Annotated in this window: 15 protein-coding genes; 5 read left to right on the forward strand and 10 right to left on the reverse strand. The window is 58.7% G+C overall.

The features are described 5' to 3' along the window. The first annotated feature begins 99 nt into the window (after positions 1-99). The 4 genes from AB7531_RS28280 to AB7531_RS28295 all read left to right on the forward strand — a co-directional run bounded on the left by AB7531_RS28280 (position 100) and on the right by AB7531_RS28295 (position 5,345). Entirely contained in the window at positions 100-2,391 is a 2,292-nt protein-coding gene (locus AB7531_RS28280; RefSeq protein WP_441280195.1) for an AAA family ATPase, read from the forward strand. Positions 2,392-2,399: 8 nt separating this feature from the next. Continuing rightward, positions 2,400-3,161 carry a hypothetical protein gene (locus AB7531_RS28285; protein ID WP_063984085.1) on the forward strand — a complete coding sequence of 254 codons (762 nt, stop codon included), beginning with the start codon at positions 2,400-2,402 and terminating at the stop codon, positions 3,159-3,161. Between the two features lie 36 nt (positions 3,162-3,197). Then, positions 3,198-4,364 (forward strand): glycosyltransferase family 4 protein, encoded by a 1,167-nt coding sequence (locus tag AB7531_RS28290; protein ID WP_231144555.1) that lies wholly within the window; start codon positions 3,198-3,200, stop codon positions 4,362-4,364. A 177-nt stretch (positions 4,365-4,541) separates the two neighbouring features. Then, entirely contained in the window at positions 4,542-5,345 is an 804-nt protein-coding gene (locus AB7531_RS28295; protein ID WP_144030834.1) for a WecB/TagA/CpsF family glycosyltransferase, read from the forward strand. A gap of 205 nt (positions 5,346-5,550) precedes the next feature. On the opposite strand, the gene AB7531_RS28300 is transcribed toward AB7531_RS28295, so the two are convergent. The 5 genes from AB7531_RS28300 to AB7531_RS28320 all read right to left on the reverse strand — a co-directional run bounded on the left by AB7531_RS28300 (position 5,551) and on the right by AB7531_RS28320 (position 14,495). Next, positions 5,551-5,928 carry an H-NS histone family protein gene (locus AB7531_RS28300; RefSeq protein WP_084795188.1) on the reverse strand — a complete coding sequence of 126 codons (378 nt, stop codon included), beginning with the start codon at positions 5,926-5,928 and terminating at the stop codon, positions 5,551-5,553. A 1,840-nt stretch (positions 5,929-7,768) separates the two neighbouring features. Beyond that, positions 7,769-8,920 (reverse strand): OpgC domain-containing protein, encoded by a 1,152-nt coding sequence (locus AB7531_RS28305; RefSeq protein ID WP_063986471.1) that lies wholly within the window; start codon positions 8,918-8,920, stop codon positions 7,769-7,771. Positions 8,921-9,128: 208 nt separating this feature from the next. Continuing rightward, entirely contained in the window at positions 9,129-9,671 is a 543-nt protein-coding gene (locus AB7531_RS28310; protein WP_063984089.1) for a hypothetical protein, read from the reverse strand. 114 nt (positions 9,672-9,785) lie between these two features. After that, a complete protein-coding gene (locus AB7531_RS28315) occupies positions 9,786-11,498 on the reverse strand; it encodes a thiamine pyrophosphate-dependent enzyme (protein WP_063984090.1) in 1,713 nt (570 codons plus the stop codon). 129 nt (positions 11,499-11,627) lie between these two features. Then, positions 11,628-14,495, reverse strand: coding sequence for an ATP-binding protein (locus AB7531_RS28320; RefSeq protein WP_231144554.1), 2,868 nt, complete (start codon positions 14,493-14,495; stop codon positions 11,628-11,630). A 259-nt stretch (positions 14,496-14,754) separates the two neighbouring features. Here AB7531_RS28320 and AB7531_RS28325 point away from each other — a divergent pair, with 259 nt between their 5' ends. Then, entirely contained in the window at positions 14,755-17,505 is a 2,751-nt protein-coding gene (locus AB7531_RS28325) for a LuxR C-terminal-related transcriptional regulator (RefSeq protein WP_084795189.1), read from the forward strand. Positions 17,506-17,517: 12 nt separating this feature from the next. Here the strand turns inward: AB7531_RS28325 and AB7531_RS28330 are convergent, their stop codons facing one another. From AB7531_RS28330 to AB7531_RS28350, 5 genes are all read right to left on the reverse strand, one after another. Further along, the gene (locus AB7531_RS28330; protein WP_063984092.1) at positions 17,518-20,397 is read right to left on the reverse strand and encodes an ATP-binding protein; all 2,880 of its coding nucleotides are present in this window, start codon (positions 20,395-20,397) and stop codon (positions 17,518-17,520) included. Between the two features lie 111 nt (positions 20,398-20,508). Next, complete coding sequence (locus AB7531_RS28335; protein WP_231144553.1) at positions 20,509-23,355, reverse strand: ATP-binding protein; 2,847 nt, start codon at positions 23,353-23,355, stop codon at positions 20,509-20,511. After that, the gene (locus AB7531_RS28340; RefSeq protein ID WP_063984094.1) at positions 23,352-23,939 is read right to left on the reverse strand and encodes a helix-turn-helix domain-containing protein; all 588 of its coding nucleotides are present in this window, start codon (positions 23,937-23,939) and stop codon (positions 23,352-23,354) included. Before AB7531_RS28340 ends, AB7531_RS28335 begins: the two co-directional genes overlap by 4 nt. A 247-nt stretch (positions 23,940-24,186) precedes the next feature. Continuing rightward, positions 24,187-24,987 carry an acetoacetate decarboxylase family protein gene (locus tag AB7531_RS28345; RefSeq protein ID WP_063986473.1) on the reverse strand — a complete coding sequence of 267 codons (801 nt, stop codon included), beginning with the start codon at positions 24,985-24,987 and terminating at the stop codon, positions 24,187-24,189. Positions 24,988-25,116: 129 nt separating this feature from the next. Then, a complete protein-coding gene (locus AB7531_RS28350) occupies positions 25,117-25,917 on the reverse strand; it encodes an acetoacetate decarboxylase family protein (protein WP_063984095.1) in 801 nt (266 codons plus the stop codon). Positions 25,918-26,293: the final 376 nt, after the last annotated feature.

A 26,293-nucleotide genomic window follows, 5' to 3' on the forward strand; every position in this document is an offset into this window, starting at 1 on the left:
CACGATTAAGCGCGACGCTCGTCGGTTATTCGGCGACCAGATTTCCCATTGGAACGACGGCGCGCCTTGACGCAACACGTCGATCATCCGAAAGTCCCCATGTTGTATTCTGATAAGTCACGGGTCGATTTTGAGTTGCCGCGACCGCCCGAATCGGCGGCAGAAGGCCTCAATCGCCTTGTTGGATTCTTGCAACGCCAGTACTTGATCATATTGATCACAGCGCTCTCGATCCTTGCTCTCGGCCTCGTATACGTGGTGACTGCGCCCCCTCGTTTCACAGCCCAGACCACCCTGATCATAGACACCCGCAAGGTTCAGCTCTTTCAACAGCAGTCCATTCTGGGAGACATCCCGATCGACTCGGCGTCAGTGGAGAGCCAAATCGAAATATTGAAGTCGGAAAAGGTAGCTCTCTCCGTAATTAAAACACTTCATTTGATCGAGGATCCGGAATTTTCCGGATCACGATCCGGACTTTTTTCCTCAGCTTTTGGCTTGGTGTCCGCCATGCTCGGCTCAAGGGACACCGCCTCAAACTTTGAGCTTACGCGGTCGGCGATCCGGACCTTTCAGTCTCAACTCACCATTAAGCGGATTGGCCTGTCATATGTGATTGAGATCAGCTTCAAGTCGCTGAGTCGCGATCGCGCTGCGGAGATCGCCAACGCCGTAGCCGAAGCCTATATCGTCGACCAGTTGGAGGCGAAGGACCAAGCAACCCGACGGGCAAGTGCCTGGCTGCAGGACCGCATCGGTGAACTACGCAATCAGGCAACCTTGGCGGAGCGTGCGGTTGTCGACTTCAAGGCAAAGAACAACATCGTAAACACCGGTGGCTCCGGCGGGCGGCTCGTCACAGAGCAACAGGTATCCGAACTCAACAGTCAGGTCGTGGTCGCGCGGGCGCAAACCTCGGAAGCCAAGGCCCGGCTTGATCGGATCGAAGCGGTATTGCGAGCCGACTCTCCCAATTCAACGGTCAACTCAACGGTAGCAGACGCCCTCAAGAGCGAAGTGGTGACAAAGCTGCGTTCGCAGTACCTGGACATCGCAAATCGCGAAGCGGATTGGGCACGCCGGTACGGAACGGGTCACGAGGCAGCCGTCAACCTTCGAAGTCAAATGGCTGAGATTCAGAACTCAATTCTCAACGAACTTCAGCGCCTCGCCGAAACCTACAAAAGTGACTTTGAAATCGCCAAGCAACGCGAGGTCGGCGTTCAACGTGAGTTGGAGAATGCGGTCAGCCAATCGAAGGCGACGAACCAGGCCCAGGTGTCATTGAAAGAGCTAGAGAGCGCTTCCCAAACCTACCGAACTCTCTATGACAACTTTCTGCAGCGCTACATGGAATCAATTCAGCAGCAATCCTTTCCAATCAGTGAAGCGCGCGTAATCTCTCAGGCGGCTCCTCCGACGCAGAAAAGCGATCCAAAGCCAGCGCTAGCGCTCGGCCTCTCCGGAATCGGAGGACTGATTCTAGGACTTGGCCTGGCGATCTTGCGCGATCTTTCGGATCGGGTGTTCCGAACCGCCGAACAAGTCGAGGCGGAACTCAACGCCACATGTATTTCACTCGTTCCAAAGATCAGCGCCGGAAAGACCCCTCGCGATACTTTGAATAATCGGGTGGGAACAAGCGATCGCGCCAACCGAACAATCACGAGAAATCGAGGCTTGATTTGGACCGCTTCGAACAATCCATTCTCGCAGTTCTCGGAAGCGGTCCGCGCAATTAAGCTGGCTATCGATGTAAGTTGGGATGCGAAATCCTCCAAGGTTATCGGAATAACCTCGGCGATTCCTAACGAAGGCAAATCGACGTTGTCGGCGTCGCTCGCACAGCTCATCGCCCAAACCGGAGCTAAGGTCTTATTGGTTGACTGCGATTTGCGAAACAGTGCGCTCTCCAACCGCATCGCTCCGGCAGCCGAATTTGGGATCATCGATGGGATAATGGGCAGAAAGCCGCTTTCCGAGCTTCTGTGGCGGGATTCGAAGACGAATATGTCTTTTCTGCCGGGCGCTGTCAGCTGGGACAATGAAGTGCATCCCAATGAGCTTCTGAATTCGAGTGAAGCCAGGCAATTCTTCGACGTCCTCCGCAAGAACTACGATTACGTTGTGGTCGATCTTTCGCCGCTTGCGCCGATCGTCGATGTACGTGCGACCACACAACTCATGGATGCCTATGTTCTTGCGATTAAGTGGGCGCATACGAAATTTGATGTCGTCGCCCAAGCGCTCAGGTCGGCGCCTACGATTCAAGATAACATGCTCGGAGTAGTGTTGACGCAGGCTGACGCTAAAGTGCTGCAACTCTATTCGGGATACGGGAATGTCTATTACGGCGAGAGGCCGGCCTCGTCAGTTTCCACTGCACGATAAAGATTTGAATGCTCGAACTGTCTAGAACACAGGTGTCTTTGCTTGTGCGCGCCTTCGTTGGCGGCTTTGCCCTGATCGCGATACTTTGGGGATGTTGGACGCTCCCGCTGTTTTGGAATCAAGGCTTCGATGAATCGGTCGCGCGCGGAATAATTTCTGGTCGCGCGTTTCGGCCCGAAATCCTTTCACCGCTCAAGTCGGACCTTGATGCGATCGAGCAGTTGCCGTTCTGCAGAGCTTCCGCCACGAGAAGCGCAGCAATCATTCGACTGAGGATTGCCGAGCAGACGCTCTCGGTAGGCAGGCCCGAGACCATCGATCAGGAGTTCGATGCGCTGCGGAGGGCCCTCGTCACCACACTGTCCTGCTCGCCAGCCGACCCATTCTCATGGCTCGCACTCTTTTGGCTAAGCAACAACCAGATTGGGTTCAAGTCCGAAAACCTCCAGTACCTGCGTCTGTCTTACGAGCTTGGTCCTAGTGAAGGATGGATTGCGCTGAAGCGCAATCATATCGCATTTTCCATTTTCGAGGCGTTGGATCCCGCGTTGGCGAAGACGGCGATCAGAGAATTTATTCAGATTTTGAATACCGGTCTCTACATGGAAGCCGTTGAGATATTCACCGGTCCAGCGTGGCGCGTTCGCGATCAGATATTGCCACTGCTAACCGAAGTTCCGATACGCAACCGCGAAATCTTCGCGGATGCACTTCGCAATCGGGGCTCCGAAGTCATTGTGCCGGGCGTATCCGACCGACGGCATCCTTGAACCTCACGCGGATCGATTTGACATGCGGAGACCAATTTGATTTCGCCCTCGACCCAAGATGATTCAATGCTCCGCAGCGGCGAAGAACGTAGTTTGCACCTGATTGAAGGACGACTTCGCGTCGCTGTTGCCACGCCGCTTGGTCTCGATGGGCGCGGTGGTATCGATCGCTTAAACGACAGCATATTTGAGACCATTGAGCAGCAACAACCCCACTTGAACGTTGAGGCAAGTCGCCTAGTCACGCGAGGTCAGCGCGGACTCATTGTGGCTCAATTTGTTTTCGCCATTGCTTTGTTGAAATTCGCGTGGCTGGTCCTCTTTCGACGAATTGACGTGCTGCACATACACCTATCGAACTGGGGAAGTAGCTATCGAAAGACGGTTATGGGGGCAGCAGCTCGCCTCTTGAGGGTCCCCTACGTGGTCCACTTGCACGGATCTGGATTTGACGAATTTCTGGCGGTTGCCCCAACCAGGTTGGCGAGAGCCGTTGACCTTCTCTTTCTGAAGAGTGTGCAGATCGTCGTACTGGGCGAGTATTGGGCTCACGCCGTTCTGATGCGTGTGCCTCAGGTTCGCGACAAGATTACAGTTCTGCCCAATGCCACGAAGCTAAGTTCGAAACCGCAACTTCAAGCCCCTGATTCCCGGATAAGAATCACGTGCTTGGGGCAACTCGGCGAGCGCAAAGGTACCCCGCAGCTGATAGCTGCATTGCAGATGTTGTCGCAGAGACAGGACTGGACGGCAACGATTGCAGGTGACGGCTCCGTTGAAGAAAGCCGCAGGGCTGTGGCGAAACACGGTCTCGTCGGCAGGGTGCTTATTCCGGGCTGGTTGAGCTCTGAGCAAGCCGACGATCTTCTTTGCAAGACCGATATCCTGGCGCTCCCCTCGTACGCCGAAAACCTCCCCATGGTGATATTGGAAGCATTCGCCCACGGCGTGCCCGTGATATCTACCCCCGTTGGCGCAATTCCGGAAGTCATTGCCCCTGAACGAAACGGCTTCCTGGTGCCGGCGGGTGATGTGTCGGCCTTGAGCAGAGCGATCGAACGATTGATCGAAGATCCCGAGCTACGGTTGCGATTGGGAAGCACCGCTCGCGAAGATCAAGCTCAACGATACGAAATCAACTCCTACGTCGAGAAACTAACCGTCGTCTGGCGGAAAGCGTCCTTTATTCGCAAGTCCATGTGACCGCAACAACACCGAGAATAGTGGTCAACCGGCGGCCCGCACAATTTTAGATTGTCCAGTAAAGCCACCCTCCCCTTTGGCGTTAAATCTAAGCAAATCAAACCACGCATCTAAAGTCTATTTATCTTCCTCATTAAATATGCATTAAATCAGATATATAAATTGCGGATTTATATCTTGGGTGTTTTCGTGAATATTAATGTTGATGTGTCAGCGGCGAATTGCGTACCACTATCTCAGGCATTGCTGGTAGGCACTCCCGTCTCGACAATCAGTCTGAACCAACTCCTCGCCGCTTTTGAGACATGGACCCTGGACTCGCAGGACCGATATGTGGTCTTTCGCGATGTGCACGGCATCATCGCAGCCCGCAACAATGCTCAGTTGGATCTTGCTCACCAAACCGCCGATATTGTTGCACCTGATGGAATGCCGTTGGTTTGGGCCCTTCGAGCGGCGGGAGATGGTCCAGTGTATCGCGTCTGCGGCCCGGATGTGCTGCCCGCGGTCTGCCAGCACGGATTGTCGCGAGGCTGGCGTCACTATTTCTACGGAGGCGCCGAGGGCGTCGCAGATCTCCTTGCTGAAGCACTCGTCAAGAAATACCCCAACCTAAAGATTGCAGGAACGCAATGTCCACCTTTCCGGCCTCTCACCCCTGAGGAGGATGAGATCGCTTGCGCGAAAATCCGAGCTGCTGCGCCTGATTTCGTCTGGGTAGGACTTGGAACGCCAAAGCAAGAGATCTGGATGGGCCAAAACAAGGGGCGATGCGGTGGCGCAACTATGCTCGGCGTTGGTGCAGCGTTTGATTTCCACGCCAATCTGGTTCGGCGGGCGCCATCTTGGATGCAACGGAGTGGGCTGGAGTGGGCCTATCGCCTTTTCACCGAGCCAAAGAGGCTTTGGAAAAGATACCTGGTAATGGCGCCCATATTCGTGGTGTTGGCGGCGCACGAGATAATCAGAAGGCGATGGTAGTCAGGAAAGATCAGGGACCACGATCGCGCCATGCACAGCAAGCCAATGCTTCTTCTAAGGACCGCTCGTAGCCGGCTGCGATAGCGCCTGGGTCAACTTACAGGCTACAGCAGCTCGACAGACGCACACTCGCGCTGACCATTGAGAGCCCATGGCCTACGTCGAAACTCGCACAGCGCTCTGCGTCAACCGCAGATCCAAATCGTCAAGCGGATTTACGACGCCCAGTTGCATTGCGCTTGTTTGTGCTGATTAGAAAATCAACCAACTTCCGACCTGCCTTGAGATGAGGAACCAACCACTTTGGTTGCTTACCGCGACCGGACCACGTCTCGGATGGGTCGTTGGGATTTTGGTACTTGGGAAGCACCGGCGGATACTTCCGGCGATCGTTGGCCTTCAGCGGCCTGCCTGAGATCCTAGGCTTTTCGATCTGGGCGCCGCCACTAAGCTTCGCGAGACGCTCTTCTAACCCCTGCTTTTCAAGCAAGATCCGGTCAGACAAAATACTGCAAACTTCCTCGTGAAGTTTCCAGAGTTCGTCGATAGATAGTGATTTCAAATCGAACGTGCTTGGCCGCATTTTTCGCTCACAATTGATGAAACAAACTTCGTTCCACCAAATCCCGTAATAGTGGTTCGATCTGTTCCGGCAACGCACCAGAAGTTGCAGCGTTCCTACTGCCCGTCCATCTTATGTAAACAGCAGGCGATTCGGGCAATATTGCGCATGCGCGAATTGGAATACTCTGCCGTTCGGAAATAAATTGGTAAATTCTCTTCCTTGAATTGATGCGATCGCTTGGGCGAATGCTTCTGCTGCCTAAAATGTCCCCACGCCCTGATTAAACCTTGCGCAATCAGCTGGCACCCAATGAAGCGCGGGATTGCCGGCACAACCGCATTCGAATTTCCGAATTTTTCGCTACAGCAATAATCTATTTAAAGTATCCCGGCGACAACAATTAAATGGATCGATACCACTTCTTTGGAGTACCCCGTTCTCGCAGGTCTGCAACGGTTGGCGTTCCGCTGCTGAGACGACATAACTTCGGCAAATATCTGCGACGACCCAAAGGGCGGCGGCCTATCTTGCGAGCGCCAATTGAACGGTACCATGCTGCTCAGGCGACAGGTGGCTGTCGGCTCGGGGTAAGGTTGACTTATTAGCTTAACGTATGAATTTAATTGCGTTGCCGCTCGAATATATTATCGGTCGGTGGGAGACAATTGCCACCTCGACTTCAACATTGGCAAAGCACGCAACTGCATATTTGGCTCGGCCTTACAGCCAGCTATCAGAAGAAAAGAAAACGGTTTGGAATCGCATGGAACACATTGATTTAGCGCAACAATTTCGAGAGTTAGTCGATTTGCGAAGGAGGGTTGGTGAAGCGGAAGCGAATAAACTCAGGCAATCTTCTCAATTGAGGCGCAACGTTCTTCAGAAGCCAAATCGGGGCCCTTCAAGACGCGTAAAACGGCCGAGCAGCCGACGCTAGCGTACCAGCAGATGATTACCGTAAAAACACGGGAATCAAAATCTTGCAAGCGCTGCATTAAATTGAGAGCTACCCGGAAGAACGCTGCGCCAAGCAGGGGAGCCGAGGCTTAAGTCCGGCTACCCCAACCGCAGGGCACGTATATACTCCATTTAATTGCATTCGCTCATTTGAGAACCTCAGAATCGTGTGGCTGTTAATTGGCTTGTCGCTCACCTTACTGGTCTTCGTTGCAGCCGCTTTCGTCGTATACGTCGCGTTTAATCTTCCTGAAGATATCTATTTCGACGAGGATTAGAGAGGAGGCCAGCTACGCGAAGCTGTTCACCTATCCAGCGCGCTACCTTCAGCAAACGCTGTCCTGGATTATTCGTCTCACCTTTCCTGCGGTCGGCTGCACTTCCGTTGACGTTATGCAAATCACTCATCGCAAATTGACGAGGGTTACCCTTGCTTGCCGATGCGCGTTGTTGGTTGCGAGCGTCCGGCGTCGGCATAAGAGCCGCTCGCCTGGGCCGGAGCCTGTCCAAGCCACGTGATCGGGGTCGAATTGGGCGCGGTCATGGCTAGACCAAAACAGCGGCGCATGGTCGCCGATCACCGGGCGGTCGGCTGTCGCCCTGGCAGGGTCGCGCGCTATCTTCGCGACGACAGCAAATGCGTCGTGCCAAAGTTCATCCATCCGGCAAACCTTGGGTCGCCCAAAGACGCCGCCGTCGATCCCGCAACGAAAATCCGTCAGAGCTGACTAGGCGCGACCGGAATATGTGTATTCAACGTGAGCTTATAGATACTGCCCCGAAGCTCACTACATACGGGGGCCGGGCCCGAAATGGCGAGAGAAGCGCGGTCTGGATCAATCCATGAAATCGTGAGCGCTTCATCGCAGATCGTGTTTCCGAACTCCTCCCCGCGCGACGCTCAACCCGCCGCTACAACAGCCGGCTTGGCCTTCGGCGCCTTGTCGACGCGCTTCGACCAGGAGCGGTAGTACGCCAGCACGGTCATCATCAGGATGCCGACAATGCTGACGACGATCTGCATCCAGATCGCGCCGGAGACCTCAACCAGCGCGACATGTGCAGCAAAGGACAGGAATATGCCGGAGCAAAAGACTTCGAGCGACTGCTGACCACATTTGATCGCGGGCCGAAAGATCGCCCATTCCAGCCCCGGCCAATCGCGTGGCAGCAGACGAACGACGAAGAACGCGAACACGACGAAGTGCAGCAGGCGATAAGGCGCAAGATTGGTCTTGTCGTTCGGATTGAAGGCGCCGTAGACCTCAGGCGGAATCAGTTCGCGCAGTTCGTCAAACCGGGCCGCCATTGTCATCACCAGAGCGAACAGAAGATAGCTGATGCCGAGCACCAACGCGGTACGCGACCGGATGAACGGCATCGCCTGTGCCGATCCGCCAAGCGCGAACCAGGCTCCGAATGTGAACAGAAATTGCCACGCGAATGGATTGAAATACCAGAGGCCAGTTGGATAGGCCGAGAGGTTCCATCCGAAGCGCCTGGCCATGACATAGAGCAACGCCGAAGCAGTCAGCGTCATGTTGGGTCTGCGCAGCATCAGCCAGAGTATCGGCGGGAATACGCCCATCAGCACGATGTAAAGCGGCAGCACATCCATGTTCACCGGCTTGAAGCGCAATATCAGCCCTTCGAACAGGAACTGCGCCGGATTTGCCAGGAAGCCCCGGATGTTGAAGTCATCGGTGAAACCAGAGTTGCCGGAGCGCTGCGCGACATATCCGATTTCGGCGAGATAGAGCACGAAGAGGAAGACGTGGGCGACGTAGATCTGCCAGACGCGCTTCAGAAGCCTCGTCGCGCCAATGACAAACCCGCGTTCGAGCATCATCCGCGCGAAGACGAAGGCAACGGTGTAGCCGGAAATGAATATGAAGAGATCCGCAGCATCGCTGAAACCGTAGTTGCGCGTTGTGACCCAGTTCACGATGTTGTTGGGGATATGGTCGAGGAAGATTCCCCAATTTGCCACACCTCGGAACAGGTCCAGCCGGAGATCCCGGCCTTTCGTCGGCAGCGTAGCGAGAATCTTCATCGTCAACGCACCGAAGCCTTGCCCATCTCTTCCATCGACGATTTGCCTGCACAGCGCCCGGATACGGCGTCTAGAGCCCGCCCCCAAGCATTGCGACATAGTCGCCGTCAGCGTAGCGACCCCATGACTGCTCGTATTGGACAATCATGCGCATGTTGGATGTGAGGTCGGCAGAACAAGGACGAGGCTGGCAGAGCAGCTCCAACTTTCAATTTGCCTCCGGGAAATGCCAGCCTGTCCATGAGTCGCGACGCGCCACGCGACTGCGCGAGGCAGGCCTCGATCGTACCCGCCTGTCCATCGGCTCGAACCAGCAGCACTCCGCACTCAATCCCTGGAGCTCGTTGGGACTACGGGTTCTCGCCACATGGGCAGATGAACCGGCCCGAGCTCTCTTACGCTTGCCGCGCATAAGCGGATGCTCGGCAATGATCGGCCGCGCCAGGGGCTTCGATTCCGCCACGAAGTCAGCTGAGGAATCAGCGTGCATTTGATCAGTCCTCTCATCAGGCAGCTGCTCGGCCAATTCCTGGATCGGTATCGCCTCGAGGGACGATGGCGGCATTGCCGGCTGGCTGGTATCCAGGACGACCTTTTCCGGCCATTTGCGCGCGGATGAGATCCGGATGGTGGCTGCGTCGATACCATTCGCCCGATCAGGAAATCTGTCCGGCAGCTTCGGCAGAGACCAGCCAATTATCAGCAGAAGAGCAGCGAGTGCGCCGCCGACAACGGCAAAGTACCTTGCCATGGGCAGAGCCGATGGCTCCGGCAATTTCGCCAATCTCGATCTACCCATCACAGCAATGCTTGGCCACTCTCGCGCAGCACGGCATGCCATGCCCCCGCTGGAGGGACGACCCGACTAGAGGAAATTTTCCTTCACCATCTCCCAGACGTCGCCTCCGCGACCGTGCAGGACGGCGCGGGCGGAATAGAGCGCCATCCCGATTGCAGGTTCGACCTGCATGAATGGCGGCATGACGAGCTGCATCGGGTTGACATGCACGTGCAGAAGCGCGGGTCCCGGTTGCGCCAGCCAGTCCTTGACCGCGGTCTCCAATTCGCTCGCGTTCGAAACGGTCTGGCCCCAGAGACCCAGCGCGCGCGCAACGCCTGCAAAATTCGGGTTCTTCAGCTTCGTGAAGGTATCGAGCATGCCCTCGGCCTTTTGCTCGATCTCCACGAAGCCAAGCTTGCCGTTGTCGTAGACGGCGATCTTGACGGGCAACTCCTGTTGGACGATCGTCATCAGATCTCCGAACAGCATCGAGATTCCACCGTCGCCGGCCATGCACACGACCTGCCGGCCGGGTTCTGCCTTTTGGAGCCCAATGGACGACGGCATGCCATTGGCCATCGTTCCATGAAGCAGGCTTGCGAAAATACGGCGCTGGCCGTTTGCCTCGATGTGGCGATAGGCCCAGGCGGCCGGGGTGCCGTCGTCGGCCGTGAACAACGCATCCTTCGCCGCATGGCGGCTGATCACCTGTGTCAGATAGCTTCCGGGAATATTGCCATCGTGACCGGCAGCGACCTTGGCCCGCTCTGTTTCCCGATATTTCGCATAGCGCTGGAGATATGCGCCTCGGAATGAGGCGTCGGTGCGCCCGGCGAGCTTCGGCAGCAAGGCCTCCAACGTCGCCTTCACATCGCCGACGACACCCTTCGTGATCGGATGCCGTCGCCCCAGATGGGTCGGGTCGATATCGACCTGCACGATCTTTGCCTTGTCCGGGTAGAATTGCCGCCAGGCAAAGTCGGCGCCCAGCATCAACAACGCATCACAATCCAACAGGGCATGATACCCGGCCTCGTTGCCGAGCATCCCGGTCATTCCAATGTTGTAGGGATTGTCAAACTCGAGGAAGTCCTTTGCGCGCGACGTATGCGCGATCGGCGCCTTCAGCCTGTCGGCGACCGCGAGAATTTCCTGATGGGCTCCTTTACAGCCCGATCCGCCATACACGACAACATTTTCGCTGCTGTTGAGGATATCCGCGATCTCGTTGATATCCGCATCGCTCGGTCGCGTGACGGGTCTGGCGACGTGCACCGCATAGGGGATGTTATCATCCACGACCGAGGCGGAGATATCCGCCGGTACGATCAAGACAGCAACACCGCGTTTCGTCAGAGCCGTTTGGCAGGCGATCACCGTTTTCCGGCGCGCCTGTTCCGGGGTATGGATCATATCGCAGAAGACGCTACAGTCTCGGTAGACCTGCTTGAAGTCGACCTCCTGGATGAATTCGAAGCCAAGTTCGTCGCGAATGATCTGACTTGCGATCAGGATGACGGGTGCACGGTTGCGATTGGCTTCGAATATCCCGTTGATGAAATGCAAGCTTCCGGGACCACAACTGCCGGCAACAGCGGTCAGGCGATCTGCGACCTGCGCCTCCGCCTGCGCGGCGAACGCCCCCGCCTCCTCGTGTCTCATCGATATCCACTCGATCTCGCTTTTTTCGAGCGAGCGGGCGATCAGATTGAGGGTGTCGCCGACGACGCCGTAACAATGCTTGACGCCTGCGCTCTGCAAGGTCTCCACAATGATATCCGCGACCAGCTTGCCCATGACATTCAACCGTGGCTATGACCGTTCCTGCCACAGCGTGCGCCCAACTGTGCTGTCAGGGCTTGGATCAAAATGCGAGGACTTGAACCCAACTGCGCAGACGGCGCACGGCTTCGGATGGCGCACCTTTCAACCGACGTCCTCGGCTGCGGATCGGAGTTGGCCGAGCATTTGCACCGCGCGGTTGCGGGCAGGAAATGATATCCCGGCCGGCACGCGATCAAGACTCGCGCTGAGATATTCGTGAGCTTCCGGCAAGCGATCCTGTTTCAGCAACAGCCCGGCCAGGTCCGTCGCGGCCGTCAATTCGAACAGGGTGGCGAACTGGCGTTTGGCCCAGTCGATTGCCGACAGCAGGCTTTCTTCGGCGTCGAAGCGATCCTCCGCAGATCGAGACGCCAGGATGAGCCCTTTCATCCTGAACAAGGCAGACATGTGCAACAATTTTCCGGCACGCTGCTGTTGCTCGATCGCATTCACCGTGAGGGTCAGCGCCTGCTCATGCTCACCGAGGTCCATAAGCGCCGCGGCCAGATCGCAGGTAAAATCCATGTTCAGCATCTCGTGGCGCTGGACGTGAAGCTCTTCCAGGGCTCGCTTCAGCAATTGTATCGCTTCGATGCGATTGTCTTGAAGAAGCAACCATCGCCCCTTCAAGCCCGTCGCTATGGCGCGATAAGGCATCAGGGAATGCGCGACAGAGAGCTCACTCAGCTCACCAATGTACTGGTCCGATTGGCTCAGATCCGCCATGGCCAGAAACACGGGAAGGACCAAAGCCAGGGACCGGCACAACGTGGCGGGGTTGCCCGACCTCTTGGCTTCCGCTCTGGCGCGCCTTGCATAGTCCAGCGATTGGTCGAGCAAGCCCCGGTACAGGAGAGAACGTGCCATGCCGACGAGCAGGAAGCTCGTATAATGAAAGAGATATGGTTCGGTTCGAGAGCGCGGTCGGGACGCCAGGTGCCGGAGACCCGCTTCGCAATGCAGTTGTGTGGCGAGGTGATTTCCCGACAGATGTTCGGAAGCCGCCAGCATTGCTTCCGCCAGCGCCATGTCGTCGTGACTCCCCGTTCCCAAAGCCAGTTTCTTGCTCCGGGTGGCGATCTCGCTCGCACCCCGGATGTCCATGGTCCAGTGCGAATACATGAAAAGTCCGCTTAGAACCCGCAGCTCGTGGGCGAGATCGCCCTGTTCGATTGCAATATCCAGCGCGTTTGCGAAAGCGGTCCGGACGCGTTGATCGTTGCCTTCCGTATGCATCAAGGCCAGCGGGATCGTTGCAGAGATCTCCAAGGCGCGGCGGGAGTATTGATGCGGATTTCCCAGGCCCGCCATCGCGCGTTCGGCCCATGCCTGGCATTCGATCAGCAGCGACAGCTCCAGAAACACCTGCGTGGCGGCGGCGGCCAGTCTCGTTGCCGTCGCGGCATCGCCGCACGGCCCAAAGCTCCATTCGAGGGCCGCACGGACGTTGCTCAATTGGTCGGAATAGGCCGCAGCTCTCTCTGCGCCTGGCAGGCTCGATAGAGCCTCCCTCAGCGTTTCGAGATGTCCGGCGAGGTATTCCGCATGCCGGCCGAAGACCATATCGACTTCGTCATGCTCCTCCAGTTTTGCCAGTGCGTATGCCCGGGTCGTGTTGGGCAGCCGATATTGCGCCTGCACGACATCAATCCGGGTTGCTATCAACGACTTCTCGACCAGCCCTGCGACGGCGTCGAAAATGTCCTCGACTCCCGCACCGGGTTCACCGGCGACAGACCGCGCGCCATCGAGGGTGAAACGTCCAACGAAGGGAGCTAAGCGTCGAAACACGATCCTCTCTGCGTCAGACAGTAGATCGTAGCTCCAATCCAGCGTCGCCTTGAGCGTCCGATGCCTGGCGACTGCCGTCCGATGGCTCAGTCTCAGCAATTCCAGCCGGGACACCAGGAGGTCAACCGTGTTCTCAAGGCCAAGGGAGGCGACCTGACCCGCGGCCAACTCGATCGCGAGTGGTATCCCATCCAGCTTTCGGCATATGTCCGCGACGAATGGCGCCTCCTTGTCGGTGAGAACGATGCGACCCGCTCGCGTGGCCACGCGCCGTACGAACAGCTGCACCGCCGGATACCGCAGAATTGCATTTGCCGTCTGCTCCGAGTCGTCTGGCGGAAAATCGAGAGGAGGAACCCGGCAGCAATGCTCACCCTCAACTTTCAGCAATTCCCGGCTCGTGGTCAGAAGATGAATCTGTTCCGTTTGCTGGTAGAGTTGTTCGGCAAGCGACGCGACCGCCTCGATCACATGCTCGCAGCTGTCGAGTATGATGAGGAGCTTCCGCGACCGGATGAGGTCGACCAGCTCCGGGCCGGGATCTTTCGATTTGAGTGAGAACCCCAGGGAGGTCGCAACGGCCGCAGCAACATGGTGCGGATCGGTGAGGCTTTCCAGATCGACAAAATAGATCTCGCCGCCGATCGCCTGGGCGACGACGCGGCCGACGGCCAGAGCGATGGTTGTCTTGCCGATGCCGCCGGGGCCGAGCAGTGTCACGAACCGGTCATTTCGAAGCCTGTCGCCGAGCTCGGTGACGAACGTCTCGCGTCCGATCATCATGATCGGTCGCACCGGAAGCCTGCCTTGCCGCCAGGACCTGGCGGTCCTGCTTTCCGTGGCGCCCCCAAGGGAGGCCAATGCGCCGACGAACGAGTAGCCCCGTCCCTTGATGTTTGCGATGTAGCGGTTGCCGAATTGGCCGTCACCAAGCGCCTTGCGAATCGCGGCCACGTGGACCCGGATGCTCCCCTCTTCGACCGTCACGTCCGGCCAGACGTGATCGATCAATTCCTGCTTTGCGATCACCTTGCCAGGACGCTCGGCAAGGTAGATCAGGATGTCGAGGGCCCTGCTGCCGAGGGGCAGCGCCACGCCGTCGCGCCACAGCGCCCTTTCTTTGCTCGAAAGCTCAAAGGGGCCGAATAGCAGATTTCCGCGAGGCTCATCGTCAGCCATGGCTCTTGGCACCGGCTTGGGGTGCTTTTCCCGGATGTTCAGTGGTCCGCGCGAAACCCAAGCGTGCGTTCTCGATAGACATCGGCTGGCTTCCGGCTCCTAGCGTGGACTTTCAGGGATCAGCACGCAGCGACCGGCATGCGGCCTGCATACAACTGACAATGCCCGGCGCTTCCCTCTCGCTGACAGAGATCGTACAATTTCACCATGGTTTGCATCCCCCGAATGGGGGGAGGACTGACGTGGTTAGGGGGAGCCTTTGATCCAGCCGCACTCCAGCCATCCGACTCATGGAACGGGTCCGTCGCCCGGCGGAGGACAGCTGCCATTTCTCGCGACCAAGATCCTGCCGGCACGATTCGGCGGGCTGGTCGCGCGCCCCCGACTGCTCGCGATCTTGTCGGACCTCCCGGCCAAGCGACTGGGTGTCATCAAGGCGCCGGCGGGCTTCGGCAAGAGCTCATTGGCAGCCACCTGGGCCGAGACGCTCGAGCAAGACGGCAATGCCGTTGCGTGGCTGACGATCGATCCGGACGACGACGAGGCCACGCGGTTTCTGTTTTACGTTTCCCAGGCCCTGCATCACGCCTGCCCGGACGTCGGCGCCGGCGCGATCGGGCTGATCCTCGAGAACAATTTGATCGACCCAACGGCGATCCTGTCGAGCCTGATCAACGATCTGGCGGAGATGGAGGACGACGTTTACCTGTTTCTCGAGGACTATCACTGGGTCAGCGCTTCTCGCATCCATCAGACCGTCGCGTATTTTTTGAAGCACGCACCGTCCCACTGTCACGTGGTGCTGACGACGCGTACCGAACCTCCCCTGCCGCTCGCGACCTTGCGAGCCCAGAACCAGCTGATCGAGATCGATGCCGAAGCCCTGCGGTTCGACATGCTGGAGACACAGGCGTTTCTGGACGGCACCAAACCCGGAGTGCTGGAATTCCCCGACGTGCAACTCTTGCAGCGCAAGACCGAAGGCTGGCCGGCCGCGTTGCGGATCATTTCATCCATGCCTTCGCAGTCTGGATCCGGCCTGAAGGAATATGTCCACAATCTCTCGGGCTCGCAGCGTCCAATTGCCGCCTACCTGACCGAGATGCTGGATGGGCTCCCGGTCGAACTGGTCGACTTCATGCTGCGAACGGCCGTTCTCGACCGGCTCTCCGGCGCCCTCTGCGAGGCCGTAACGGGTTTGGGCGCGAGCCGCACCATCCTGGCATCGCTTGCCCAGCGCCAGATGCTACTCACGCCGCTCGACAACGACGGCGTTTGGTTTCGCTATCACACGCTGCTTGCCGAATATCTGCGACAGCGGCTCGAGGCGGACCGTGGCATTGAAGTTCCCGAACTGCACGGGCGTGCGGCTCTTTGGTATGCCTCCCACGAATTATGGACTGAAGCGGTCCAGCACGCGATCGCGGCCGGCGCTCCTGACCGCGCGATCGGCTGGATCAAAAATTGCGCGATGTCCTTGATCAAGAGAGGCGATCTCTTCACCTTGCTGGAGTGGCAACGCCAGTTTCCCGACGAACTCATGCGAGGTCAGTGCGAGGTCCGATTGGCGATCGGATGGGGATTGGCGCTTGCGCTTCGCTTTGACGAGGCCCTGAAGCTTGCAACCGACATCGAAGGCGACATCGCCGCAATGCCTCTGCCTGATGGCAACCTGCTGTGTGAATGCCAGGCGATCCGCTCCGTTGCCATCGCGCTGAAGGATGACAGCGAAAGCGCGCTGCCTCTGGCACAGGATTGCGTCGACCGTTCATCCGATCCCTGGACCGCGAACGTAGCATCAAACGTCGTTCGCTTCAGCCACATGAAGGCGGGCAGCCTCAAGCAATTCCATGCGACGCCATGGATTCCCTATTCGGTCGAGGAGGATCGCAGGAACGTATTTGCCTCGGTGTATCGACACTGCCTCAACGGGCTTACAGAAGAGCGGCAGATACGCCTCGCGGCGGCAGATAAGCACTACCGCGAGGGCTTCCGGGTCGCCGAGCAGGATGTCGGGCCGAATTCGATTGCAGCGGCCTTGCCAGCAAGTCTGATCGCGCGAATCAAGTACGAGCAAGGCCTGCTCGATGAGGCGGAAGCCTGGGTCATCGATCGCCTCCCGCTGATTAACTCGGGGACAATGCTCGACTGCGTGTGGAGCACTTATTTCGTGATCTCCCGGGTCGCCGCTGCACGGATGAACTTCGAGCGGGCCCGCACTCTGTTGGAACGAGCTGAAAATCTCGGCGTCGCGCGGGATTGGGGACGACTCTCGGCCGGCGTGATCGCGGAGCAGGCGCGGCTCTACCTGAACGACGGCCGGTTGGATGAAGCCGCCGCATGCGTCGATCGCCTGGAACGCCTTGCACGGAAATACCCGGCACCGAGGCCTGGCGCCTGGTCGGAGATCGGATGGTACCACAAACTGGCCCGCGCTCATTTGCTGGGCCTGCAGGCTCAATCGGACGAGGCCGCTTCAATCCTTCAACAATTGCAGCACGAAGCCGAAGCGATGGAGCACCGTCAGTTCCTGATCTGCATTGCGATTCGTCAGTCGACAGTTCAGCTCAGCGCGGGCAAGGCCGCGGAGGCGGTGAGCCGGTTTAGTCGCGTGCTTGCCGCGTGTGCGGCGGCCGGTCTCTATCAGACCGTCCTCGACGAGGGGCCAGCCATTTCAGAGCTTCTCCGGGCGACACGGGAGGGAGGAAACCTCAAGGCGGATCTGATCCCCTACGTCGATCGTCTCGCGGCGGGTCTGCAGCGAGCACGACAGGATCGCTCGGCTACGGACTCAAGCGCACGGATTCTCAGCGCATTGAGCCGTCGCGAGACCGATATTCTCACGCGGATCGCGGATGGATTGTCCAACAAGGAAATCGCCCGAAGCCTTGATATCGGCCCCGAGACGGTGAAGTCGCATCTCAAGAGCGTTTTCACCAAGCTGGGTGTGGAGAAGCGCGCGCAGGCCGTGTCACGCGCGCAGACCCTCGGCATTGTCACCACGCGGTGAAGCTTCGCCCCGTCATCCGGCTTGTCGCGCACGAACGCGGGTCCGCTCGAGGACCAGCCTCGCCGACATGAGATCCGGCGTTTCGAAGCCCTCGGTAAACCGGCCGTAGATGGCTTCGATGAGATCGTGGGCCTTTCGGGTTTGACCCCGATCAATCCAAATCCGCGCAAGCTCCAATCCCGCCCGCAGCTCGAACGAAAGCGCCGATTGTTGCCCGGCCAGGGTCATCGCTTCCCCGAAACACTCCGCGGCCAGACCAAGCTGTTGAGGCTCTCGGCACACAAAGGCCGCGCCTTTCGCCAGCAACAGCGCCGGAAGGTGAAGAGGCCTGTTCGATCCGAGCTGCGTGGCGATCGAACCGTCAATGAGAGCCAGCGCTTCCGCGCGCTCGTTCTGTTTCGCCAGGCCGAGCGCCAACTCGGAGACGAAATCCGTTACAAGCATTTCGTATCGCAGGATCCGCAGTTTTTCCAGGCCGTCTCGCAGATGACGCATGCCATCTTCCGTCTGGCCGACACGGACCAGATAGCGCCCCCTAAGTCCTGTGGCGACAGCCCGGAATGGCTCCAGCGAATACTTCTCCGCAGTCAGCTCGAGCGCGGAGAGGTTCGGTTCGACCTGCCCCAAATCGTCAATCCAGAAATAGAAAGGCATCGTCAGCATGAGAGCTCGACACAGAGCGACCGGATGATCCGATCTCTCAGCCTCCTCGATGGTTCTTTCGGCATAATCCGCCGCCCTATCGAGATTGCCAGCAAACCAATGTGACCGGGTCAGGTTGAACAGCGAGGTGGTTCGCAGATCGAACAGATATTGAGTTGCGTTGAACCGTCGGGACGCCGGCGACCTGTGCAGAGCCCGTTCGAGGTATTTTGGCGCGCGGACGTGGTCCGCAAGGATATAATAGGCGGCCCCCAGCATCGAATCCGCAAGCGCCGCATCTTCCGGATTTCCGGTCTTGTTCGCGATCGACTCCGCGCGTCGCGCAACTTCAAGGCTGCCCGCCGCGTCGATCGTACGATGAAGATACATCGACAGCCCGCTGAGAAGACGCAGTTGCTGGTAGGCATCGTCGTGCCGCTCTGCGAATGCCAACGCCGTATTGAAGGCATCGCGAACCCTCTCACTGTTCCCGGCGGTAAACATCAGCGACAAGGCAAGCGAAGCGTGGACCTCCATCTGGTCGCGCGGGTCGCAGTCCGCAGCTATCCGATTGATCGCCTTCTCCATCCAGTCCCGGCACTCCACGAAAAGCGACTTGGCCAGAAACAGACGCGAGGCCGCCGCCGCCAGTCGTATGGCCGCGCTGCCGTTTCCACGGGGGCCAAAGCTCCATTCAAGCGCGGCTCGGACGTCTCCCAGATAGTGCTGTATCGCGCTCCCCGGAGGCCGTCCGGACTCCAGGTCGAAAAGATTGTCGCGGCTGTCCTCCAATGACCGGCTCAAATGGATCGCGTGGCGCGCCGCCATGGAATTGTGTTCGCCGCTCGCAGCGAGTTTCTCCAGGGCATAGGAGCGTGTCGTGTCGAGCAATCGATAAAGCATCTGTCGATAGCTGGGCCACGCCACGATGAGCGATTTGTTGACAAGGTTTGCGATCGTTCCCTCGATCTCGGACCGGTCAGTACCCTCCTGCTCTGCAACCGTACACGCCGCTTCCAATGAAAAGGGCCCGATAAAGATTGCGACTCGTCGCAGCACAATCCGTTCGGCCTCGGACAGGTGATCGTGGCTCCAGTCCAGCGTCGCCTTGAGCGTCTGATGCCGAGGATTCGCCGTCCGGCGACCGAACTTCAGGAGATCGATGCGCGAACCCAACCTTGCCACGGTATTCCCGACGCCGAAGACAGCGGCCCTTCCGGCGGCGAGTTCGATAGCGAGCGCAATGCCGTCAAGCTTGCGGCAAATCTCGGCAACCATAGGAGCTTCGTCGTCACTAAGCGAAAAGCTGCCGCGGCGAGCACTGACGCGTTCGGCGAACAACCGTGCGGCCGGATAAGCAAGCACCTCTGACGCAGTCGGCTGCGGCTGCTCCGGCGGGCAGTCCAGTGGACAAAGACGAAATACGCGTTCGCCAGGAACGCGCAAGGTTTCCCTGCTGGTCGCGAGTATGTAGACGGCCGGGGTATTCCGGACAATATAGTCGACTATCTCCGCGGATCTCTCGATGAGATGTTCGCAGCTATCGAGAACGATAAGCGCCTTGCGAGCGCTCAGGAAATTGAGCAGCGCCTCCTTCGGATCGGCTGGCTGCGGGACGAGCCCGACCGCGGAAGCGACAGCACCGATGACTTGCTCGTTGTCGGTCACCGTTGAAAGATCGACAAAGAATACCGCCCCGGAGAAATCAGCAAGCGCCGCGTGCCCAACCGACAGGGCAACCGTGGTCTTGCCTATGCCGCCGGCGCCCAAAATAGTCGTGAGGCGCTGGTCAGTCTGGAGCAAACGCTGAATCTCAAGGACGACCTTGCTGCGGCCAACCATGCGGCCCAATGCCGGCGGCAAGCTGGACAATCCCGAAGATGCGTTACCGCTGTCGAGGGCTGCGGGAAGTGGCGTGACCGGCGCAATGAATCTATACCCACGGCCCTGGATATTCGCGATGTACTTGTCACCAAATTGACCATCGCCCAGTGTCTTGCGCAACGCCGATAGATGGACACGAAGACTGCCTTCCTCGACGGTTACGTCAGGCCATACCCTGGCGATCAGTTCGGACTTGGGGACGACCTCACCGGCATTTTCGAGCAGAGCTATCAGAATGTCGTAGGCTCTGCCGCCCAGTGGAAGGATCTGGCCCGCCTTGCTCAGAGAGCGCTCGGATACATTCAGCTCGAATGGGCCAAACCGAAACCGGATTGCACACGATGAGCCAATTGGTTGGACGGACATAACCTATTCCGCCAAAAGCACGACGTCGGCAATTGCACCGTTCGTCGTCGGTCTTGGGCAAATACACCCGGCCCTCCGAGGGTTACCCCAAACCTTCTCCAGCGACAAGCCTCAGTGCATCGAGTTGGCGGCGCCATCGTGCAAATGTGAAACGGCTAGTACCTGCTTGGCCAACCGTAGGTCGACGGTCTCATGGCCTTCTCGGAATTTTGCGTGGGTGGACTGCAAGGTCTGCCACGCGCGCTCCTTCAGCTCGGCTGATTCTTCTGCAATGGCCAGGCTGGTCGCGGCCCTGAGCTCCCACGATAAGCTGGCTTGACTGGCGGCGAGTCCGAGCGCCGACAGAAAATACTGTCTGGCAACTTCAAGCCCCTCGTCGTTGTACACGGCCAGTTCGCCTCTGATGCGGCGCAATTCCGCGGCGTACCAGTGGGTCTCGTCAAGATTGATCTTGGCCCGTTCGAAGACGGCAAGCCCCAGCTGCGGATGCCCCGCGACGGCCGTGCATCTTGCGAACTCTGCTTGCAGAAACCAATTGAAGACTCCATATCGCGCCGCGGACAACTTCTCCAAACCTCGGTAGAGCGTCGCAGTAGCTGCATCGCCCTCCCCCCGCCTGACGCCGTAGAGAGCCTGCATGCCGAGGCCGAACCCCTGGTAGCTCTCCACATTGTATTTTCCGGCGTGGTCGACAAGTTCGTTGGCAAGCGATTCGGTCTCGGGATCGTCCGGGCTTGCCAGATAGGTATTGAAGCTTGCCCAAGCCAGCGCCACGCAGAGCGGTACCGCGTGATCCAACTGGCGTGCCTCAGCGATCGACGTCAGTTTGAGGCGTCGCGCCTGATCAGGACAGCCCCGGAGCCAGGTCACATTGGCCAGTACGGCCAGGGCATCTACTTTCCGATCGTAGCCAAACCGGGTGATGAGAGACCGACGGGACGCTTCGTCGTCGCGGTGCAGGGACAACTCAAAGCAAGCTTCAGCCTGTGATATTCGCCCACTGTGGTGGTACGTTACGCCACGCATGTAGTTGGCCATTGCGATCGCGCCACGATTGCCGCTCAAAGCAGCGACATCACCGCATCGATCTGCCAATTCCGTCGCCTCGGCATAATTTGGAAGCCGGATCTGGTGGGCCCAAAGAACAAGCAGGGAATCGAGCTGGCATTCGGTGTCGTCAAGGCACTCGGCCAGAAGGCGCGCTTTTTCCCAGCTTGCGTACGACTCTTCGGTCATGCCATCCGTGAACATCATGCAACTGGCGAGCGCGGACTGAACGATCATTTCTTGGCGCGAGCCGGCACTCGCATTGTCGAGCCGGCCGATGGCCTTCGTCATCCAATCCCGGCATTCGGTAAGAAGGGCCATTGCCATCCAGGTGCTTGCTGAGGCGGCGGCAAGTTCAACGCCAATTTTCGCATCACCTTCGACCGAGAAAGCCCAGTTCAGAGCCGCTCTGACATTGCCGACCTCGACCCCGAGCGCCTGGATCCTCTCAGGAATGTCCATTGAAGCACCCTGTTTGAACAAGTCGCCGAAGTAGAGGGCGTGACGGCGGCGCAAACCGACCTCCTCGGCGCTTTCGGCCAGCCGTTGGGACGCAAAGGCATGAGTGGTGTCGAGCAAGCGGAGCCTCGCGCTCTGTCCCTGAGCGGCAATCATCGATTTCGAGCGGAGCTCCCAAATGCAATCCGAGACGTTTGCTTCATCGATCGTTTCGTCAGCGACCACGGCGACCGCTGCTTCGAACGTAAATCCGCCGGCGAAAACACTGAGCCGGCTCAGGACGCGCTTCTCGGTCACGCCAAGCAAGTCGTAGCTCCATTCCAGCGCGGCGTTCAAGGTCTGGTGCTTCGGCAACGCCGTTCTGCGCCCCACCCATGACAGGTTTAGTCGGTCGTCGAGTAAGCTTGCCGCCTTGCTAAGGCCAAATATGTCAACTCTGCCGGCGGCGAGTTCGATTGCCAATGGAATTCCGTCAAGCCGCCGACAGATCCTTGCCGCAATCGGCGCATCCGCATCTGTTAGCTCGAAGTCACCGCGTACGGCCCGCACGCGATCGACCAGCAGTTGGACCGCGGGATATTGCAGCACGTCGTGCGCCGACTTGTTGTCTTCCCCAGGGCATTCGAGCGCGCAGAGTTCGTAGATCTGTTCACCTTCGACTCGCATCGCCTCCCGGCTGGTCGCGAGCAGATGCAGTGTCGGGACACGGCAGATCAGTTCTTCCGCCACGGCCGACGCCTCATCGATAAGGTGTTCGCAACAGTCGAGAATGATGAGTGTTGACCTTCCCTGCAGCCGATCAATCAGGGCTGGTACGACATTGCTCGTTTGTACCGACACGCCTAGTGCTGCCGCTATTGCTGGAGCTACGCGCGAAGCGCCGCCCAGAGCACTCAGGTCGACAAAATAGATCTGGCCATTGAAGGTGGCGCTCATTTCGTGGGCAACCGCCACCGCTACGGTGGTTTTACCAATCCCGCCGGGGCCGACGATCGTAACAAATTTCTGCTCGGCCAGCTTCATCTGGATCGTGGCGAGCGCCTCTCTTCGTCCGAGCATCCGAACCAGGCGCGCAGGCAGTCGGGGCCTCGAAGATGGATTGAGATCCCCCGACATTGGCAGGGAAGCTGACGTTACCGGTACGACGAAGCTGTACCCTCGCCCGGGCACGTTCGCGATATACCGCCGACCGGGGTCACTCCGATTGAGGGCCTTGCGGAGCGCCGAGATATGAACGCGCAGGCTGACTTGTTCAACTCCGCTCTCCGGCCAAACGCGCTCGATCAGGGTTCTCCTGCCGACGACCTTGTTGGCTTGCTCCACCAGGACAATGAGAAGGTCCATGGCGCGCGCGCCAAGCGATACGGTCTCTGCGCCATTCGTTAGAATCCTGCCCCCGATCGACAGCTCGAAAGGGCCGAAGCTCAGCACTTTGCCGCGCTGATCGCTCATGGGATATTCTCGTCCAAGCCGGGTCTTAAGCTGACCTCGTCAGGGATGCCGCGCTCGCGTCGCCAATTGGCCGGGCTCCGGCCAAAAGCGTGCCTGAAGAGCCTACATAGGTGCGCCTGATCGGAAAAGCCAACGTTCAGGGCTATTTCGCTCAGCGAGGCCGCACTGGTCATCATCAGGTGGCAGGCTCGCTCCAGGCGCCTTCGCACCACATAGGCATGCGGCGACTCCCCAACAGCCAGTTTGAACTTCCGGGAAAAGTGCGCCGGGCTTCGACGTGCGACCGCACTGAGATCCCGAATGTGAATGGTACGGTGCAGATTGCTGTCGATGTAAGCTCGCACGCGCAAGATCTGCCAGGCCGCTAGACCGCCCCTTGTGGAGCCGCTAGCGCCCGAACATCGCTCGATCTCCGCTTGCAGGATGTGGGATGCCGTCGCCAGCGACACCCTCGCCGCATCTCGATCACGCTCCAGCTCTCGCCTCGCCGTTTCAAGCAGCGTGGCCAGGCTACTCGCAACCAAGTTGAATTGTTGGTCGGATGCGAGGGAAGATTCTGGGGCGGTAGCCGGAAGTCCTGTCATATTCGTTCCCTCGACGCTTAGCCCGGCCGCCCGGATCGGCGAGAGAGTGCAGCAAGGGAAGCCCCTTGGCTTGTTAAGTAACGTTCTGAACAGTTAAATTCGGGCAAATGCTCTTTTGCTGAGCAAACGTTCGATGACGCGAAAGAGTTGTTTATTTTCAACAATATAGCCGCCGATAGCGGCCCTGCGACGGACCTCCTAGCGAAGCGGCGGCTGTGCACTTCGCCGTCCGGGCGCGAGAGGTCACTTATAAAGCACGGTCTTCGAGGATTTTCAGATCGCTGGTCGAATAGGAAAGCGAGTACCGGAAGCCCGACTCGATCCGACGCGGCGCGAGCGAGTGGAGCTCCTCACCGTTCGCATCCGGAAAATTGAGCTCTCCTGTTCCGATCCATGCACCGGCAACGGTGAGATTGTCGGTGACTGACATCGCCAGCTCGTCGACGGCAGGCTTGTCCCGGCGGCCGGCCACTAGGCTCGGAAAGTAGCGCAGCAGGACCGTGGGGCGGCCGAGCAGAGACAATCCGTCTTCGACCGGCTCGCGCAAGGTGACGCACGCTTCCGCAAGACGCTGGCCATGCGCCGAAAGGCTGGCGCCAAACCGGCTGCCTGACGCCATCGGCGCCGCGGCGGGCCCAGGAGCCACAAAGGAGCGTGTCTGAAAGATGCTCCCCGTCTTCTTGGGAAATCCCTGTGTCCAGCCGCGCGCCAGCGCAGCGTCATTGTCGACATAGATGTACGGACACCACATGACCGGGATGTCTACATACATTGCGTCGACCAGGACAAACGCCTCGCGATATTGATAGCGAGCCGGTTCGAGGTATTCGTCGTCCTGGGCGGTGAATTGCCAATCCAGAAACAGCATGACGGCGTGACCGTTTGACTCAGGATCCGGCGAAAGACCATTCGGCAATGTCGCTGCTGTCGCGTCGGGGTCGGTCCAGAATTCGACTCCGACAGCATCGCCAGCGTAGTGCCAGGGTGGCGGCGGAGTGAGAGCGGCCTGGCCGAATGGCGACTTCGGAACTGTAAAGCCCTTCAGCATTCCCGTGTCCTGATGCATCGCTTTCGGCATAGAGGCTACCGGAACCAGCCCCGCTTGATTTGATTGAAATGCGCCGGTTTGTTGATTCCTGCCGCAATCCGGAACACGTCTGTTGGCATCAGCCGGCCGCTACGCTGTCAGGTCTGCCAGAACTTCGATGTCGGTGACGGAATAGGAGAACGAGAACCGATATGCGCGTCCAACCTTGAGCGGACCCAGCATCTCCAATTCCTCTCCGTAGGCCTCCGGAAAATTGAGGTCACCCTCGCCGATCCAGATGTTTGTGACCAGGGAATGATCCGAGATACATCGAACGAGTTCGTCCACAGCCGGCTTGTCGTGCATGCCCGCCGAAAGCCGCGGAAAATACCGCCGCCCCACAATCCGGCGATCGAGAAGCCCGACAAGACGGTCAGCCTTTTCGCGCAAAACGACGCTCGCCCGCACCAGCAAGCGGCCGTGAGCAGACATGCAGGCCGAAAATCTGCTATCATTGGCGAGAGGCGCCGAAGCCATGCTCGCTGCGGCAAAGGTGCGGGTCAGGTGCACAGTGCCGAACTTTCTCGGATAGCCCTGAATCCAGCCTCTCATCAATGCAGCGTCGTTGTCCACATAGCAGTATGGGCACCACGCTATTGGGGTCCCCTTCCACATCGCGTCGAGGAGAACGCTGAACCCGCGGCACTGATATCTGGCCGGGTCCAGATATTCCTCGTTCTGCGCCGTGAACTGATAGTCCGTGAAGAGTGCGACCGAGCGGCCTCGACGTCGCTCATCAAGCTCCACGCCAGAGGGGAATATCTGGACCGATACATCGGGATCATTCCAGAATTCCACCGCGAGCACGTCACCAGCGAAGTGCCAGGGTGGCGGTGGGACCAATGCAGCAATCCCCCGAGGCGACCGAGGAGCCGTAAATCCCTTGAGCATGTCCTCGCCCCGCCAGCAGTCGGTGTCAGGCGCATCATTCCAGGATCGAACACTAGCGCCCGTATCAGGCGCGACGCTTGGACGAACGTGTGACGCCTTGGCGGTTCATGCGCACTCGCGGTTGCTACAGACCGGCCCGAACCGGGCAGATGCATATTGCCCGCTCCCCCACAAGGCCGTTCCAGGACGCGGTGGGCCGCGGCAGGGTCGAAAGCTACAAACGCTGACATTTTGCGACAAGCCCGTGCTCCGACGAGAGCGTATCGGTGTCAGCCTGACGAGGTCGAGTATCGGCCTCGATTGATCAGCACGAGATTCCAGATGAAAACGAAAAGTTCAAACAAGCGGATGCCACGGCGGTCGATATCCCCGGCGT

It is taken from the genome of Bradyrhizobium sp. 63_E2_N1_3 (genome assembly GCF_052076005.1).
Classification (GTDB): Bacteria; Pseudomonadota; Alphaproteobacteria; order Rhizobiales; family Xanthobacteraceae; genus Bradyrhizobium; species Bradyrhizobium barranii.

Bases quoted from the DNA above. Each gene is read 5' to 3' on its own strand.
- AB7531_RS28350 (WP_063984095.1), bottom strand. From the start codon at position 25,917: ATGCTCAAGGGATTTACGGCTCCTCGGTCGCCTCGGGGGATTGCTGCA.
- AB7531_RS28315 (WP_063984090.1), bottom strand. From the start codon at position 11,498: ATGGGCAAGCTGGTCGCGGATATCATTGTGGAGACCTTGCAGAGCGCA.
- AB7531_RS28310 (WP_063984089.1), bottom strand. From the start codon at position 9,671: ATGGCAAGGTACTTTGCCGTTGTCGGCGGCGCACTCGCTGCTCTTCTG.
- AB7531_RS28330 (WP_063984092.1), bottom strand. From the start codon at position 20,397: ATGTCCGTCCAACCAATTGGCTCATCGTGTGCAATCCGGTTTCGGTTT.
- AB7531_RS28285 (WP_063984085.1), top strand. From the start codon at position 2,400: ATGCTCGAACTGTCTAGAACACAGGTGTCTTTGCTTGTGCGCGCCTTC.
- AB7531_RS28280 (WP_441280195.1), top strand. From the start codon at position 100: ATGTTGTATTCTGATAAGTCACGGGTCGATTTTGAGTTGCCGCGACCG.
- AB7531_RS28335 (WP_231144553.1), bottom strand. From the start codon at position 23,355: ATGAGCGATCAGCGCGGCAAAGTGCTGAGCTTCGGCCCTTTCGAGCTG.
- AB7531_RS28320 (WP_231144554.1), bottom strand. From the start codon at position 14,495: ATGGCTGACGATGAGCCTCGCGGAAATCTGCTATTCGGCCCCTTTGAG.
- AB7531_RS28340 (WP_063984094.1), bottom strand. From the start codon at position 23,939: ATGACAGGACTTCCGGCTACCGCCCCAGAATCTTCCCTCGCATCCGAC.
- AB7531_RS28345 (WP_063986473.1), bottom strand. From the start codon at position 24,987: ATGCTGAAGGGCTTTACAGTTCCGAAGTCGCCATTCGGCCAGGCCGCT.
- AB7531_RS28300 (WP_084795188.1), bottom strand. From the start codon at position 5,928: ATGCGGCCAAGCACGTTCGATTTGAAATCACTATCTATCGACGAACTC.
- AB7531_RS28305 (WP_063986471.1), bottom strand. From the start codon at position 8,920: ATGAAGATTCTCGCTACGCTGCCGACGAAAGGCCGGGATCTCCGGCTG.